Consider the following 16,919-nt stretch of genomic DNA (forward strand, 5'->3'; position numbering starts at 1 on the left):
CTTACCGGGCTGCCAATATAATTAAATCTATATTTAATAAGGCCAAATGGTTGACTAATTTCCGGTAACGCAAGGCTTTCCGAAAAATATTCCAAAAACTAAAATCCGGTTTTCCCATACAGACAGTACTGATTTGTCGTTCTTTGCATACCTGAATAATGCTATCAATTACATTTTCTGATTGTATCTGTATCACTTCGCCTCTCAACTCAGATGCCAATTTAAGATGATTCAGCAAATAGCGCTGATTGGCCAAGGGAATCCGATCTGCATTTTCCCGGGGTGTCTGTACATAAAGCACAGCAAATTTGCAATTATAATGCGTCGCTAAACGGGCCGTTTTTCGGATTATCCGCCGGGGCGTTTTTTCAGCGCTACTGATACAGGCCAAAAACTTTTCATGACGCACTCCTACATTGTCAATGACTTCGTTCTCCACTTTTTTTTCCACCCGTAAAGCCACTTCTTTTAAAGCTAATTCCCGAAGTTGCAGGATATTCTCTGATTTAAAAAAATTATCCAGTGCAATTTGAATCTTTTCCGGTTTATAAATATTTCCCGCTTTCAAACGAGTAACAAGTTCTTCTGCTGTCAGATCGATATTGACCACTTCATCTGCTTGTTCCAAAACACTATCCGGGATTCGTTCTTTCACTTCTATACCAGCAATATCCTGTACTTCTTCATTCAAACTTTCAATGTGCTGAATATTGACAGCGCTGATGACATTGATCCCAGCATCCAATAAATCGAGTACATCCTGCCAGCGTTTTTCATTTTTACTCCCTTCAATATTCGTGTGAGCCAGCTCATCTACCAACACGATCTCCGGATGAAGATGCAAAATCGCCTGTAAGTCCATCTCCTCCAGCTCTTTTCCTTTATAAAAAACTTTGCGCCGGGGAATGACGGGAAGTCCTTCCAATTGTTTCTCCGTATTAACCCGTCCATGCGTTTCGATATAACCGACCTGCACATCTATTCCGCTCTCCAGTAATTGATGAGCTTCCTGTAACATCCGGTAGGTTTTGCCCACCCCAGCAATCATGCCGATGTATATTTTAAATTTCCCCCGACGCGAACGTTTTATCAAATCTAAAAAATGCTGTACACTTTGTTCTTTATCCATATTTCAAAATTCATCCGACTGTTTAAGTACTTTAAAATAAAAATGTCCGGACAGCCCAACCGACTAATGCGACATAACCCCATCCTACACACAGCTAAATACATGCCAGAAATAAATCACCAGAAATATATCTCTAACAATCAATCAATTATTAGCAAACCTTGCTTTTTATTTCCCCTAAAGTTTTTCAAAATGAAAAAAATAGCCCCTTCTCCTGACAATATTACAACTATTCGAAATAAATATTTGACGCCTCTTTCCCCGGGGGATCTTTTCATTACACAAAGGATATGCTAAAACGAAAATGTACTCGGGAAATTCACCTCTTTCTCCTTCGAGATATCGGACGAATCTCCGGGTACATTTCTGCTGAGTTTTAACCCAAAACGAAATATTAAACTTAAAGTTATCTTAAAGTAAATCCTAATACCATATGGGTATCTTCATGTGCCGGATCGAATATCAATTTTGCAAAGAGAGGTAATGAAAAAGAAGAAGAAATTTTAATGTCTTTTGTTGCTCCCAATGCCAAATTACACACAGCAAAACTACTTACTCCGTATAAGTCACTATCATAAGGAGAAATGCCCAATGTAGCATTTAAAGCAATTCCCTTCACTTCAAAAGGATAATTCAGCTCCACATAGGAAGAATAATTCTGATCTCCATTTCCTTTTTTATCTGCTCCCCAAAACATAGTATTCCAAGCTATACTCAACGAGAAGTTTTCTGAAATTTTATAATTCAATCCCGCCTCTATATAATGAGCTGTTATATGATTATCGAAATGAAAATAGTTATTATTCGTTTCTTCCGCATGTTCATTTCCGATTTTTTCTCCATCCCACCAATAATCAGTCACTGCAATACCGAATTTTCCAAAAGAATAAGCAGCCGTCAAATCAATTTCTTTATGAGTATCGCTAATTTCTTTAGACCCCCAGGCCGTGAAAGAAAAATTCCCAATGCTCATACCGAGAGTCGGTTGTACGCTTGCTCCTGCATTATAAGCTCCCCTCCATACGTAAGAGCTAACGACATCTCCGCTCACCTGAAAAGAAACGCCTTTTTTTTCCTGAGCTTTTAAAGAGGGGACCAGGAAAGCGATTCCCATGATAACAATTCCTGTCTTTAATACTCTTTTCATCATTTCATTTATTTAAATTTGCACACATCTTCCTTATTCCGGACTTTAGTCTTCTTGTACTAAAGTCCGAAAAAGTTGATAATTACTATTGTTACACTCTATTTCTAATTTTCTTTTTGTATTTCGTCCAAAGCGACATTCAGTTTCAGCACATTTACCCGGGAAGCCGGACCAAATAAACCGAGTAAAGGTCCTTTTACATATTGATCCACGACTTCTTTTACCTTTTCTTCACTCATTCCCCGGGCCTGCGCTACCCGTTTGATCTGTACATAAGCCCCAGCTTTCGAAATCTCCGGGTCGAGCCCGCTTCCGCTAGCCGTCACCATTTCGGCCGGTATCTCAGACCGTTGTAAGTAAGGATGTTTTACCAGAAAAGTATCGATCCGGGATTCCACTTCCTGAAGGTATTCCGGATTGGTTGCACCTTTATTGCTACCGGCAGAACTGGAAGCATCGTATCCGTCCCCCGCACAAGAAGGACGTCCCCAGAAATAAACATCTTTCGTAAATGCCTGTCCGACATTAGCTGCACCCACGACTTTTCCATCTACGACTACGACCTCAGCATTCCCACCGTTCGGTCCGGCAATTCTGGCAAATACCCAAAGGACGAATATATAAAGCACGCTGAAAAGAACACAGAATGCTAAAGTTAGCTTGAAAGCTTTCAATAAATTTTTCATATTTACTTAATTTATAAGAAGCAGGAGACTTACAAATTCCACCTACTTCCAATGTTATCTTTTCTTTTACTCAAACTTACATAAACAAACTGATCACCATATCTATTAACTTAATCCCCACGAAAGGAGCAATCACACCTCCCAAACCATATATTAACAAATTACGTCTTAAAAGAGCAGAAGCTCCTATGGGTTTATATTTCACTCCTCTCAAAGCTAAAGGAATGAGGAGAGGGATGATGATAGCATTAAAAATAACGGCAGATAGGATAGCACTTTCCGGACTGTTTAATCCCATGATATTCAAGGCTCCTAATACCGGAACAGAGGTCATAAACAAAGCCGGAACAATGGCAAAATATTTCGCTACATCATTCGCTATACTGAAAGTAGTCAACGTACCACGCGTCATCAGTAATTGTTTCCCGATTTCTACAATTTCGATCAATTTGGTCGGGTCATTATCCAGATCCACCATATTCCCGGCTTCTTTAGCTGCCTGGGTACCGCTATTCATGGCGACGCCTACGTCAGCCTGTGCCAAAGCCGGAGCATCATTTGTCCCATCTCCCATCATCGCAACCAATTTCCCATGTTGTTGTTCCTTTTTAATGTATTCCATCTTATCTTCCGGTTTTGCTTCGGCAATAAAATCGTCGACCCCGGCTTTTTCTGCAATATATTTTGCCGTCAAAGGATTATCTCCCGTTACCATTACGGTCTTTACCCCCATTTTACGCAACCGTTCAAAACGTTCCTGAATCCCGGGTTTGATAATATCCTGCAATCCGATCACTCCGATTACATTTTCATTCACAGCAACAACCAAAGGCGTACCCCCTTCGTTACTAATGGATTTAACTATTTTTCCCGCCTCTGTCGGGAAAATATGCCCAGCGGCTTCTGTCAGTTTACGAATAGCATCGAAAGCACCTTTCCGAATCCGGCTCCCATCGGCCAAATCCACTCCGGAACACTTTGTCTCTGCCGTAAACTTAATCATCTTAGCTCCTACCGTTTGCAAATCCCGCATCCGGAAACCATGCTCACGTCCCAGTTCTACAATAGATTTTCCTTCCGGGGTTTCATCTGCCAAAGAGGCCATCAAGCATACCTGAATAAATTCCCGGTCCTTTATCCCCTGTACCGGATAAAAATGAGTCGCTTTCCGGTTTCCAAGGGTTATTGTCCCCGTCTTATCCAACAAGAGGGTATCAATATCCCCAGCCGTCTCGACAGCTTTACCGGATTTCGTAATCACATTGGCTCTTAAAGCCCGATCCATACCGGCTATGCCGATAGCAGAAAGCAAACCTCCGATCGTCGTCGGTATTAAACAAACGAATAAAGAAAGAAATGCAGCGATTGTAATATTCGTTCCTGTATAATCTCCGAAAGGCTTCAGCGTAACGCATACAATGACAAACACCAGAGTAAAACCAGCTAACAAAATCGTCAATGCGATTTCATTGGGAGTTTTTTGCCGGGAAGCTCCTTCGACTAAAGCGATCATCTTGTCCAGAAAAGACTCTCCCGGTTGTGTAGTCACTTTTACCCGGATCCGATCCGAAAGTACTTTCGTACCTCCTGTCACAGAACTTTTATCTCCACCGGCTTCTCGGATTACCGGCGCACTCTCTCCTGTAATAGCACTTTCATCGATAGAAGCCAACCCTTCTATAATCTCTCCGTCTGCAGGAATAATATCTCCAGCTTCACATTCAAAAACATCTCCTTTTTTTAACTGAGAACTGCTTACGACTTTTATCAAATTATTCAAGACTAATTTAGCCGGAGTTTCCTCCCGGGTTTTCCGCAAACTATCGGCCTGAGCTTTCCCACGAGCTTCAGCAATAGCTTCAGCGAAATTGGCGAAAAGTAAGGTAACAAAAAGAATCAGGAAAACAGCAATATTATATCCTACCGAACCTTGATTAACATCTCCGGTCACTGCTGCATATACCGTTACAATTAACATCATCAGTGTACAGATTTCCACTGTAAACATCACCGGATTCCGAAACATTGTCCATGGATTCAATTTCACAAACGACTGTTTTAAACTTTCTATCACTAGCTCCTTTGGAAACAAAGAAGTCGATCTATTATTTTTCATCTTTCTATCTTCATTATTCAGCTGAAAATCAACTGATACCTTTATAAATTTTACAAACTCAAATACTCTGCAATAGGTCCTAAGGTAAGAGCCGGGAAGAAAGACAATGCAGCTACAATCAGAATGACAGCAAATGTCATAACCGCAAATGTCCCTGTATCCGTTTTCAAAGTACCTGCACTTTCCGGTATGAACTTTTTAGAAGCTAACAAACCGGCAATAGCGACCTGTCCTACAATCGGCAAATAACGCCCCAAAATTAACACCAAGCCAGTGGTAAAATTCCAAAAATAAGTGTTGTCTCCCAGCCCTTCAAAACCGGAACCATTATTAGCAGCAGCAGAAGTATATTCATACAACATTTCACTCAAGCCGTGAAAAGAAGGATTATTTAACCAAGCCCCGGCCAATTCCGGCTGATGGACTGCTAAATAACTGGCAATACCTGTTCCCACCAGAATGATAAAAGGATGAGCCAAAGCAACAATCATGGCAATTTTCATTTCCCGGGCCTCTACTTTTTTTCCTAAAAATTCCGGGGTACGTCCTACCATCAGCCCGCTGATAAACACAGCAATAATGATAAAAGTATAATAATTCATAAAACCTACCCCTACACCTCCAAACCAACTATTGATCATCATATTTAACATTGTCATCATACCTGTCAACGGCATAACACTATCGTGCATCCCATTGACCGAGCCATTGGATGTCACGGTAGTCGTCTGACTCCATAAGGCTGTGGCCGCCGATCCCAGACGGATTTCCTTCCCTTCCATCGCCCCTCTATTCTGAGCAATACCCATTTCATCGATTCTGGGGTTCCCGTTCATCTCATAATAATGGGCTCCCACAACCCCTAACAGATAAGCAAACAACATCACCCCGAAGATCGTATAGGCTAACTTTTTCCGCTTTAAATAAAATCCGAGAGCGAATACCATAGCCATCGGCAGGATTAGAATAGACCAACATTCTACCATGTTAGTCAAGAAAGTAGGATTTTCCAAAGGATGTGCAGAATTGACCCCGAAATAACCTCCGCCGTTTGTACCCAATTGCTTAATCGGTACGATAGCTGCAGCCGGCCCTTGAGAAACAGACTGCCGAGCACCTTCAAGGGTCGTCAACTCCATCTTTCCGTCAAACCCCATGGGGGTACCATTCAGAATTAATATAAAACCAACAATCAACGATAAAGGCAATAAGATACGGGTACAACTCTTTACCAAAAGATTCCAGAAATTACCGATCTGCTTCCCGCTACGGGTAGCCATCGCTTTAAAAATTCCAGCTAAAGCTGCCATACCGGTAGCTGCCGTGATAAACTGAAACAGCATAATGACAAACAACTGGGTAAAATAAGTTAAACCACTTTCCCCACTGTAATGCTGTAAATTACAATTTACCATAAAACTGATACACGTATTAAAGGCCAGATCAGGGGTTTGTCCGGCATTTCCGTCCGGATTAAGAGGCAAGCACCCCTGACATACCAACAAAATCATTCCCCAGAAAAACCAAAATACGTTAATGGTAAGCAAAGCAACCAAAAACTTTTTCCAATTCATTTCTTCCTGGGGATTGATTCCACACAACTTATAAATCCATTTTTCAATAGGGGCCATAAAATCCGACCAGGTACGTTCCCCTTTATACACTTTTGCCATATAACGACCCAGTGGATAGGCTAAAACCACCATCGCTACAACCTGTAATACACTACCTAAAATTTCTGTATTCATTTTTCTATTTTTTAATTTCAGCTTACCAGTCTCCTCCCATGAAAACACAAACCGATAATCCGGAACGACTAAAATTCTTCGGGTCTGATCAATACATACATCAAATACCCAAACATTACTACACTCAGAATAAACAATACTGTAAACATGATTTTAAGATTTTTTAAATTTTTTCAAACCAATCCACGCACTTGAAAAAAAACCAATAACACAGCACTCCGACTGCACATAAAAAAATAAAAGATAAAATTTCCATAGTTTTTAGATTTAATTAATTTTACTTTCTCTTTTATACCAATGGCGTGCCCCGGTTTATCAACTTAAAATAAATCCTTCTGAATCTGATTTTTAGCTTATTTCCTTTCAAATAGGGCCAAAAACCGACCTTTTCAAAATGAAAAGGTCTTTTTTCAAAATAGTAAACGGAATCCCAAACAAACTGCAACCGATATCCATCGTAGAATATTTATAATTTATTATGAAATCTATGCTGATCCCTGATTTTTTATAAACAAATAGAGCACATCTAATTAATTATTTCATACTTTTGTATAGTATTTAAATTCCATATCATGAAATCATTTCTAATCGTATTATGTCTCTTTATTTTAGGAGCATGCGTTGACAATAAAAATCTCTATAGCGACGAAAATCTGCAGGAATACGTAAATTCTTTCAGTAACCGAAAAGAAATCAAGGTAAACATTACCTCTCCTCAGGACGGACAAGTATATGCTGTTTATTACCAATATCCTTATGAAGAAGGGAGTTTAGTAAAACAACCGGCTTTGATGGGAAAAACGCCAATAAACACCTCGCTTCAAGTGCCAAAAGACGTAGAAGAATTATACATCCTCGGAAACGGAAAAATGTATGAATCTTCAGTAAAAGATATCCTGATCAATGCGACAAGCAGAAGTTCTGCTTCCCAAAGCATAGATGAAAATGTGTTGGCGGCAATTAACAGTTCTTATTTTCCGGAAGCGACCAACAATGTGAGAGGTGAAAATTTATTCAAATGCACCGACTTGGTGATCGCAGAAACGGGAAGTACGGGGAATTTCAAAGAAGCCGATGTATGGATGACTTTCATTGGTGATGGAGGAAGCCGGCAGGGAGGACTTTACGGAAAAATTTGGTTTTATACTTACAATAGCGATAAACAAAATTCTTTAGAAAAAGAAGACTGTTCATTTTTCGGATTGGTAGACGGACAGATCCAAGCTATACCTTACTCGGACATTGAAAAGAAAAACCATTACATATTCTATACCAAAGAAGAACTCAGTTCCGGGGGCATTTCTTCCTATAAAAAATACAAATTAGGGACATTCGAAAAAGGGATGAGTATCGGTTTCGTTTATTACGGAAACAGTAAAATTCAGTTTACAACTCCCCACCTCAATGAAAAAGTAAATAATTTTACGCTTAAATACTTAGATGGCAAAGGGTCATTCAAAATAGAAAATCAATACATAGCCAACGGTTTTATCCGCCATATCCAAGAAGGAACTTTTGAAGGAAATATCTTAGGAATGGAAAACCGAAGCATTACCGAAGCAAAATACGACGGAGATTATAATGATATGTTATGTCTTTTGGAAAGCAATCCGCTCGCTATTAACCCCAGTGAACCTATTGATCCTCCTGTGATAGACGAATATAAAACAACGACAGGGCTCTATCTGTTTGAAGATAATTATCCGACTCAGGGAGATTTCGATTTTAACGACGCAGTCATTGAATATAAAATTATTGATTATTATAAAACTTCTAATAAAGCGAAACAGGTTATTGCTAAATTATTAGCTAAAGGAGCTTTATACGAAAATGAATTCGGATTTAAGGTAGGAAATAGCTATTCTCCTTTCCTGAAGGGCCTTAAGGGATATGAAAATGTACGACCAGAACAACAATATACAGATTTGGAACAATCCGCCAGCTATACGTTATATGGAGATATCAAACCCTATCTGTATAACGGGACAAATTATATTTTCGACACCAATTATAATACCGGGGTTTATCCTTATGTATTGGAAATTCCTATCAGTGACCCGGAAGACGCAAACTGGAAATTTCTCTGGTGTTCAGAAGGAAATAGCATAGATGCTTGTTACTATTTTCTCCAAAATGCTAATGGAGGTCCACGTACCAGTGACTGGTATAAAACGCCGAAAAACGCCACCAAGACGTTCCAGCGGTAAAACAAGATATATTGGAGCAGGAAAGAGGCTATTCGGTAATGTAAGATTTTGATATTGCCGAATAGCCTGTTTTATTTTTTAACAGTCGTTAAGTTCACTTTTAAACCTCATTTTTAGAAGAAGGGATTTATTCCCATTCACCTGAAAAAGGCAAAATAAGGTTACATTAAAGAATAGAAATTGGAGTCGGAATTCAGGTGGAACCAATACCGCAAGCTCTAACAACAAAATCCAGTGCCGTAAAGCACAGTCATAAAATAAATTACTGTTTTTAAGGTGCATCTTATACGAAGGCTCCCTTGATACTATACTTTTTGATTCTCTTATAAACCGAAATCCTTTTTTCTCGAAAATACATCCTTTGGGGAGGTTTTTCCTTCATTATCAACGAACCGAACCCTTGCTCAAACACAATTTTCATCCTAAGGCATAACCCTATCCCTGTGAAAATAGAAAAATCTAACCTCATCTTATTTGCCTCTTCATTACTTATCTGATAAGTTTCTGGGAAACGAAATATCGGCAGGAAAGTCAAAACATTACTCAGCACTCCCTCCAACAAACATCCCCTCTCCGCTGCCCCTATCTTGAGCAGCATATCGACCTTCGTCATCGTATAAACCAAGGACATAAATCAGAAATTACTTTCCCTATCGGAATGATTCGTATGATCAGTGTACTTCTATCCCTATCCTCCTCTTATATAAAAATAACTAGTGGATCGTTCAAGAGACAATGAGTAAATATTAAAACGATTGAAATATCTTTAATTTATACAATAACATGATATACAGCGAATTAAACGGTAAAAAATTTATTAATTTTATATTCATGTAATATTTTCATTATTAACAAACTGGAAATAGCCATAACAGACATATTCTTAGTGTTATATTATTTTATTTTTTATTTATCTACAAGCCGGCCTTCCCTCATGAAATAATTTATTTTACACAAAATCAATCAGAATTAATTTATATTTTTTATAAACCAACAAAACTTGATATTCCTCATTAAAAACTTTTTTAACAATTACCTTACTCATTGTTTATCAACATACTACAATTTCATTACCTATTTTTTTTACTATGGAAAGAACAGAGTCCTATAACGTTTAATAATAAAATATCTGCTATTATTTTTTGAGTAAGTATAATTTAAACCTTAAAGTATTTCTATTTTGTAAGAAACTAAAACACAATAACCTAGCTACAAACAAGGCGTTATAAAGAAACAGCATTTCCATCTGGGAAGAGATCGTATTTTAACCATTAAAGCAAAAAGAATGAAGAAATTCTGGATACTTCTGATCCTGGCTATGGTAACAGTAACCTTATCATATGGCCAGAAATTCGCAGCCAAATCCAACCTGTTGTATGATGCCACGACAACGTTTAATCTGGGTATTGAATTTGGCATGGGGAAAAAAATGACCATGGATATTTCCGGGAATTACAATCCGTGGAAATTCAATAAATATCGACTGAAACACTGGCTGATCCAACCTGAAATCCGCTATTGGTTCTGTGAAAGATTCAACGGGCATTTTCTCGGTATTCACGGGCATTATGCAACATATAATGTAGGCGGTTTGTTTTTCAATGACAATATGCGCCACAATCGTTACCAAGGGCATTTATACGGAGGAGGTATTTCATACGGTTACCAGTGGATTATCAATACCAGGTGGAACTTGGAAGCTACCATCGGAGTAGGATATGCCAGATTATATGACAGTAAATATCCGATCGCATCATGCGGTAAAAAAATCAGATCAGAACATCACAATTACTGGGGACCGACAAAAGCAGGCATCACGATTATATACATCATTAAATAAGGCTGGTAAATATGAAAAAGATACATCTTTTTATCGTTACATTTTTGCTAGGAATGAATCCCATCCTGGCTGAACAATATGCACCCTATCAATTGAAAGTGACAGATTCCCGGTTAGTCAAAGAAAACGGCCGGTTGTCCGTTGAATTCACCATTGATTATTCTTCGCTGGAAGTACCTGCCAATGACGAATTGATCGTTACTCCGGTAATTACCAAAGGACAAGACACTTTATCCCTACCCTTTCTTCTTTTTCCGGGCAAAACCAGGGACAAGGCAAATCAACGGAAAATGAGGCTTTATGGAAAAGAAGAAAATTTTCCGGTACCTTATGCAACCCTCTATCCTGGAGGAAAGGGGCAACTGTTATTTACCTATCGCCAGCAACTTCCTTTAGAAGAATGGATGTATGGGGGACAATTGGAATTGCTGCAAAACGTATACGGATGTGCAGACTGTCATAAAATATTAGCCTCTATGCCATTAAATTATATTGCCAATCCTCCGCAGGTAGCTTTTATCATTCCGGTAATCGACCAGCAGCAGAAAGATACCTTAACTTTATACGTTCATTTTCCCTGGGATCAGGCCGTCATCCTACCCGACTTCATGAACAATGCAACAGCATTAGGCAGGATGGACCATTCTATAGAAAGCATCTTACGGAAACAGCCTGGTAAGATTCAGCAAATTGCCCTGACAGGTTATGCTTCTCCGGAAGGCAAATATACCTACAACGCCCGATTGGCAGGAAGGCGGGCGAATGCCGTCAAAGAATATATCCTTAGAAAACACGACATTACGGGCAATCTGATCGCCACAGATACAGTGCCAGAAGACTGGCAGGGAGTACGCCACTGGGTTGATTCTTCCAACCTTAAGTATAAAAAGGAAGTCGTTGACATCATCGATAATACACCGGATCCAGATGCCAAGGATAACCGCTTGCGCCGCCTGGACAAAAGTGTCACTTATAACCGTTTGTTGCGACAAGTTTATCCTTTCCTCAGAAAAGTGGAATACCGGGTAAACTATCACGCTGCCCCACTTACTTCAGAAGAGCTAAAAACAGTGTACCGCACACATCCGGAAAAGCTCAGTCCAGCAGAATTATATTCACTCTGTCAAACCTATCCTCAGGGATCTCCTGAATTTAACGAAATTATTTTCACCACGGTCCGTCTATATCCGAACAATGCAGCAGCCAATAATAACGCCGCCGCTGTTGCTTTGCAGCAAAACGACATGGCCCATGCCAAAGCGTATCTGTCGCAAGCAGGAAATACGAAAGAAACAGTGAATAACCGAGGAGTGTTGTTCCAACTAGAAGGAAATATCCCTGAAGCAATACAATGTTTTAAAGAGGCCTGTGCAAACGGTTGCCAGGAAAGCATTCAGAACCTAAACAACCTCGAAAGGACACAGTCTATTCAATAATCTGATCTACTAACATAACCTTAAAAACTAAAAAATGAAAAAGACAAAATTCAACCTATTATTGTTTACGGCAGCTGTCGCACTCTCTGCCTGTAACAAAGACGATGTCGCACTGACGACAGATGGAGACACGACTTTCCTACCGAAAGAAATGGTTACGATCAATTTCTCTACAAAAGCACCTGCTTTCAGCAATGGTCTATTGACACGTGCGGGAGAAAAATTTCCGACCAACCTTTTCAGAGTCCTAGCCTTCCGTCATAATGGCACGGATTACATGTACCTGGATGATGTCAATTTCCAGAGTATCTCTTACGATGAAACGAACCGGCAGTTCAACGGTACAGCACAACTTCCTGTAGGCGTCTATAAATTTATTCCTTCCTACGGACTTCCCAAAACATCAGATGCCAATGTCACCTTGACGGACTTGAGCAGTAAACCTGCCTTAAGTAACAGTCTGACAGCAACGCATATAGGTACATTGCCAGCCATCTACCTGCGGGAAAACGCCAATATTTCATCTGATACACTGGGCACACACACTGGTACTCAAAATGTAGTTACGGCCACGATTAAACGTGCCATTTCACGTGTAGATGTCCTGTTTGTACGCGCAACCAAAGAGACCGACGGTACGTATAAGGAAATTGAAGGCGACGATGTTTTTGGAAAACATTCCGTTGCCTCTATTGTCCTGGATTTAGAGGGAGTAACACCCAGCGTAAGATTGATGGACGGAGGAGTGGTGGCAGGACCAACCATGCCCACATCTTTCACAGTCGTTAATCAAGTAATAAGTGACGGAAGTAATACCACCGGAAGTACCATTGGGGAGAGTACAGGAGAAATTCCTTATGATTTTGACAATGTTGGGGTGAAAGATATTATGAAAGGAGGGCATTATGCCTATGGGCCTTATGTTTTCCCCTTCTCTTCAACAACGACTACGACCAACCTGACTTTAACTGTTACTTCCGGAAAAGAAGCAGGAAACCATGTTTATGAAAGAAGTATCGATATTGAAAATGTTCCTTTATCCAGGAATAAAGTGACCATGGTCAAACTTTACGTACTCCGGGGAGATTTTTTCAATACAGAAGTTGCATTTGAAATCGGAGTAAAGGAAGCTTGGGAAGGTTCACATATCGTTGATGGAGAAGCCAGTTAAAAAAATTAAAGAAGAAGTTGTCCAAAAAGAACTTTTTGGACAACCCCTTCTTCCCTTCCGGTTTTTCCCTGACTTACCAATTATTTTAAGAGAGAAAATGATGAAAGTAAAAATGATTATTTATCTGGCATGTATTTCTATCCTGGGAGCATGTTCTACTTCAGGAGAGGAAACACTTTTACAACCTGTTACCCAAGCCGGATTTCAGCGGGTCACCTTTACAAGAGCAAATAATATCCCCTACTCTATAGCTGTTTTCAGGGAATTTAATCATGTATTTCTTTATCAAAAAACCCTGAATACAGGTTGGACGGGAAACGGACAACTGACAACAGAATTACCTATCGGAAACTATCAATTTCTTTTTGCACTCCATTATGGGCAAAACACTCTTTTATCTCCGGAATTATTTCCCAACGAAACCCCTTTCAATGAACTGAAATTCCTATCCCAGCAGGATCCGGATAATGAGGGACTTATTTTACCCGCAGATGAATTGTTTTTACCAGAAACCCATGCAGATTCAATCTACCATATCACAGCCTCCTCCACAATAAAGTGTACCTTACAGAGGGCTGTCTGCCAGACTTTGCTCTATATAAAAAGAGGGCAAAAAACAGACGATGGCCATTATCTTCCCATCGCTTATGAGAACAATAAAAATATACTCCAATCCCTCAGCAGCATAAAAATGAATCTCCAACAGACAGGTACAGCAACTACTGTAAACGCTGTATCAACAGGGCAAGGAGAAATCCTTTCCGACTTCGACCTTTCTGCCCCCGATACCTTGACAACAGAAGGATTTGCCGTATTCAAAGGCCCTTTCTTTTTTCCAGCTGAGAATAATGGAGAAATAACCGCCCGGATTACATTGGAACCGGCAACCAATAGCCCGCAACCTGTCCTGACTTCTACTGTCACAAGCAATCTTCAACGCAACCAACAATTCATCATCACAATTTGGGTGACCAATGACTGGAATTTTATAAATGTAGAAGCTGATACCAGAGAAATGAATAGAGAAATTGAAGGCATTAAAGATATATGGGACGACCAAGTTAATTAATACAGATCAAAAATGAAAACGATACAATATATATCCCGGATCTCTATCCTGTTAATTGTTGGCAGTATAGTCAGTTCATGTGTAAAAGAAGAAGTGGTAACGCCTATTCCGGCATTAGCCCCAGAAGGAATGCCCGTGGCAATCAACTTTAAAGACCCTAAGCCCTCTCTGGCAGATTTAAAATATTCACTTTACCTTTTTTCACATGCCAAAGGTTCTTCGGATACCTATATCATGGAAGAATTAAAAAACCCTCTGCAGAATGATTCCCGACTGAAATTCCGTAACAGTGAATTAAGGGAAAAAGATTATCGTTTTCTATTTGTGGCCACACCCGGCACTACACCTGAAATCCAAGTTTACAAGAACACCTTAAACAATCCACCCGCCACGGGAGACAATTGGGAAGATATACGCATCGGAATATTGTCGCCCAAATTGTCTCTACATAATTATTACCAAGTGAAAGATATTTCAGGCGACGAACTGCTAACAAACGATTCTGTTCGCGGAGAACTGAGCAGAATGGTCGGACAAATGGAATTTCGTTTTTTCAAGATAGGAAATGATATCACCAATCCAATTCCTATCGACCTAACCGGCATCTACTCGATCTTCGACCGGATTTACAAAATTGATATCACTTATACAGGTTATACAACCTCCCTTTCTTTCGGAGAAGGCAATACCCTGCAACCCGAAACAAGCAATAATGAAGAGTTTAAACAAGAAATCAATGTGGCACTTAACGACAGATTCGGAATTGAAATTCCTAACGGGCAACTGGATACTTTGGCCGGAGGAGCAACAGCAGGCGGAAAGTTCAAGGGATATTGTTTTTTACCAGCTAATAACAATGTCCGGGCAGTTCTGAAAATGTATTATTACGACACGACACCGACATGTGATAACTTAATCGTCCCGCATACCGCCAATTGTTATGAGCAACGGCAGCTTGAGCTCCGGATTCCTGCAGAAGCAACGGCAGGACTTCCTATAGAAGTCAATACCTATACAGTCAACAGTGCAGGGATCAGATGTAACCGCATTATCGATATTCATGTCGACCACAACACAAATATTTTCACTCAATGGGATATGATCTATTAACAACTATAAAAATGAAAAAATTATTCTTCTATATCAGCCTGATTGCCTGTACCTGGGCATGTGAAAAGGACCAGATTGACGAAATTACACCCACGGAAATCGGGGGGAAAAATGGGAAGACAACAGTTGTTTTTCAAACGGAAATCCCTGGCCTAACGGATTATGCCACAACTCTTGAACCCATGAGCCGTGCTGGCCTGGATACTATAAAGACTATCATTAACCCTCGTTACAGAGCCATTATTATCAAATGGACAAATCAGAAATGGGTGATAGATACCATCCTATTTTCTAGCTTTAACTCGAATTCATGGAGTCCCTATATCATCCGAAACAATACCACTTTGCCTCCTATCTCTGTTGAATTACGACCGGGAAAATATAAAATAGGACTTTTTCTGAATGCGGACTATAATTTAACCTTCTTGAACACTTTAAAAATTGGACAGGTCGTTTCCAACAATGAAACCATCGGGAAAGACGATATCCTTGCACCGGCTTACAAACTAAGCGTATCTTCTGATAATGCTCAAACAATTAAGGATGAAGTCTTTTCAGGTTCAATCGAGTTTACAGTTGGTAAAAATGATCACCTGGAAAACTCCGGACCAACTCGCCCGACACGTATAAATGTTACCCGCAAAGTGTCGCGTTTTAGGTATTTACTAAAAGAACATCTGCCAGAAGATAGTATAAGTGATATTGACTTTTTCAGTACGCAATACGACGTCCTCGCTCATCTTGAAACAACCTCAGAAACTCCGTTTTGCGATGGTCTGGACATTTTGGGACGCCCCCATTATCACATTGATTCCACATATACCCGCCTGATCATGTACATGAGCGACGGAGCAAACAGATTTGAATCCGAAAAAGATCACCGGATCTATCACATGACCTTTGGTACGAATCCTCCTGTCATAACGGGCTCCTTTCCAACATATGCATTTCCGTTTATCCTGACAGATGACACTAAACCGGAAGGTATTCCAATTACTTTGACCTCATTAAGAATTACTGGCCAAGCAAATGGATATTCCCCTGTCTATAAATTACCGGATGATTTTACACAATCATTTGTATTAAAACCTAACAGTATCTTACAAACTATATACGAAGTTGTAGGAAGAGATTCCACTTATAAAAATGAAAAAGATGAAGTAGGATATTATCTGAGATTAGTAAATGATCCGGATGCTAAGGATCTGTTTCATCCTTATTTTGAATTAAATCCAACAGCATCAAAAAATAATTATTAGT

13 protein-coding genes are annotated in these 16,919 nt (G+C 39.7%); 7 read left to right on the forward strand and 6 right to left on the reverse strand.

Translation table 11 applies throughout. The features are described 5' to 3' along the window. Window position 1: 1 nt before the first annotated feature. The 6 genes from HMPREF9449_RS12675 to kdpF all read right to left on the reverse strand — a co-directional run bounded on the left by HMPREF9449_RS12675 (window position 2) and on the right by kdpF (window position 6,975). Window positions 2–1,129 (reverse strand): hypothetical protein, encoded by a 1,128-nt coding sequence (locus tag HMPREF9449_RS12675; protein ID WP_009137659.1) that lies wholly within the window; start codon window positions 1,127–1,129, stop codon window positions 2–4. A gap of 406 nt (window positions 1,130–1,535) precedes the next feature. Further along, window positions 1,536–2,276 carry a hypothetical protein gene (locus tag HMPREF9449_RS12680; RefSeq protein WP_009137660.1) on the reverse strand — a complete coding sequence of 247 codons (741 nt, stop codon included), beginning with the start codon at window positions 2,274–2,276 and terminating at the stop codon, window positions 1,536–1,538. Between the two features lie 104 nt (window positions 2,277–2,380). Beyond that, the gene (locus tag HMPREF9449_RS12685) at window positions 2,381–2,962 is read right to left on the reverse strand and encodes a K(+)-transporting ATPase subunit C (RefSeq protein ID WP_009137661.1); all 582 of its coding nucleotides are present in this window, start codon (window positions 2,960–2,962) and stop codon (window positions 2,381–2,383) included. Between the two features lie 76 nt (window positions 2,963–3,038). Next, complete coding sequence (gene kdpB / locus HMPREF9449_RS12690; RefSeq protein ID WP_009137662.1) at window positions 3,039–5,078, reverse strand: potassium-transporting ATPase subunit KdpB; 2,040 nt, start codon at window positions 5,076–5,078, stop codon at window positions 3,039–3,041. Between the two features lie 50 nt (window positions 5,079–5,128). After that, on the reverse strand, window positions 5,129–6,826 hold the full coding sequence (gene kdpA, locus HMPREF9449_RS12695; RefSeq protein WP_009137663.1) for a potassium-transporting ATPase subunit KdpA: 1,698 nt from the start codon (window positions 6,824–6,826) through the stop codon (window positions 5,129–5,131). Between the two features lie 68 nt (window positions 6,827–6,894). Next, on the reverse strand, window positions 6,895–6,975 hold the full coding sequence (gene kdpF, locus HMPREF9449_RS17050; protein WP_071987207.1) for a K(+)-transporting ATPase subunit F: 81 nt from the start codon (window positions 6,973–6,975) through the stop codon (window positions 6,895–6,897). Between the two features lie 423 nt (window positions 6,976–7,398). Between kdpF and HMPREF9449_RS12700 the strand changes: the two genes are divergently transcribed. The 7 genes from HMPREF9449_RS12700 (at window position 7,399) to HMPREF9449_RS12735 (ending at window position 16,918) form a co-directional block, all read left to right on the forward strand. Beyond that, window positions 7,399–9,033, forward strand: coding sequence for an LruC domain-containing protein (locus HMPREF9449_RS12700; RefSeq protein WP_009137665.1), 1,635 nt, complete (start codon window positions 7,399–7,401; stop codon window positions 9,031–9,033). 1,285 nt (window positions 9,034–10,318) lie between these two features. After that, window positions 10,319–10,873, forward strand: coding sequence for a DUF3575 domain-containing protein (locus HMPREF9449_RS12710; RefSeq protein ID WP_009137668.1), 555 nt, complete (start codon window positions 10,319–10,321; stop codon window positions 10,871–10,873). A gap of 11 nt (window positions 10,874–10,884) precedes the next feature. Further along, complete coding sequence (locus HMPREF9449_RS12715) at window positions 10,885–12,309, forward strand: OmpA family protein (RefSeq protein WP_009137669.1); 1,425 nt, start codon at window positions 10,885–10,887, stop codon at window positions 12,307–12,309. A 34-nt stretch (window positions 12,310–12,343) separates the two neighbouring features. Continuing rightward, window positions 12,344–13,480: a hypothetical protein gene (locus HMPREF9449_RS12720; RefSeq protein ID WP_009137670.1), complete on the forward strand. Its 1,137-nt coding sequence runs from the start codon at window positions 12,344–12,346 to the stop codon at window positions 13,478–13,480. A gap of 97 nt (window positions 13,481–13,577) precedes the next feature. Further along, window positions 13,578–14,549, forward strand: coding sequence for a hypothetical protein (locus HMPREF9449_RS12725; protein ID WP_147640193.1), 972 nt, complete (start codon window positions 13,578–13,580; stop codon window positions 14,547–14,549). A gap of 12 nt (window positions 14,550–14,561) precedes the next feature. Further along, window positions 14,562–15,659 carry a DUF5031 domain-containing protein gene (locus tag HMPREF9449_RS12730; RefSeq protein ID WP_009137672.1) on the forward strand — a complete coding sequence of 366 codons (1,098 nt, stop codon included), beginning with the start codon at window positions 14,562–14,564 and terminating at the stop codon, window positions 15,657–15,659. Between the two features lie 11 nt (window positions 15,660–15,670). Then, window positions 15,671–16,918, forward strand: a complete 1,248-nt coding sequence (locus tag HMPREF9449_RS12735; protein WP_009137673.1) for a hypothetical protein — start codon at window positions 15,671–15,673, stop codon at window positions 16,916–16,918. Window position 16,919 lies beyond the last annotated feature (1 nt).

This window comes from Odoribacter laneus YIT 12061 (assembly GCF_000243215.1).
Lineage (GTDB): Bacteria > Bacteroidota > Bacteroidia > Bacteroidales > Marinifilaceae > Culturomica > Culturomica lanea.

Coding starts and splice junctions, on each gene's coding strand:
- HMPREF9449_RS12720 (WP_009137670.1), top strand. CDS start 12,344: ATGAAAAAGACAAAATTCAACCTATTATTGTTTACGGCAGCTGTCGCA.
- HMPREF9449_RS12735 (WP_009137673.1), top strand. CDS start 15,671: ATGAAAAAATTATTCTTCTATATCAGCCTGATTGCCTGTACCTGGGCA.
- kdpF (WP_071987207.1), bottom strand. CDS start 6,975: ATGTTTACAGTATTGTTTATTCTGAGTGTAGTAATGTTTGGGTATTTG.
- HMPREF9449_RS12710 (WP_009137668.1), top strand. CDS start 10,319: ATGAAGAAATTCTGGATACTTCTGATCCTGGCTATGGTAACAGTAACC.
- HMPREF9449_RS12700 (WP_009137665.1), top strand. CDS start 7,399: ATGAAATCATTTCTAATCGTATTATGTCTCTTTATTTTAGGAGCATGC.
- HMPREF9449_RS12675 (WP_009137659.1), bottom strand. CDS start 1,129: ATGGATAAAGAACAAAGTGTACAGCATTTTTTAGATTTGATAAAACGT.
- HMPREF9449_RS12715 (WP_009137669.1), top strand. CDS start 10,885: ATGAAAAAGATACATCTTTTTATCGTTACATTTTTGCTAGGAATGAAT.
- HMPREF9449_RS12725 (WP_147640193.1), top strand. CDS start 13,578: ATGATGAAAGTAAAAATGATTATTTATCTGGCATGTATTTCTATCCTG.
- kdpB (WP_009137662.1), bottom strand. CDS start 5,078: ATGAAAAATAATAGATCGACTTCTTTGTTTCCAAAGGAGCTAGTGATA.
- kdpA (WP_009137663.1), bottom strand. CDS start 6,826: ATGAATACAGAAATTTTAGGTAGTGTATTACAGGTTGTAGCGATGGTG.
- HMPREF9449_RS12680 (WP_009137660.1), bottom strand. CDS start 2,276: ATGAAAAGAGTATTAAAGACAGGAATTGTTATCATGGGAATCGCTTTC.
- HMPREF9449_RS12685 (WP_009137661.1), bottom strand. CDS start 2,962: ATGAAAAATTTATTGAAAGCTTTCAAGCTAACTTTAGCATTCTGTGTT.
- HMPREF9449_RS12730 (WP_009137672.1), top strand. CDS start 14,562: ATGAAAACGATACAATATATATCCCGGATCTCTATCCTGTTAATTGTT.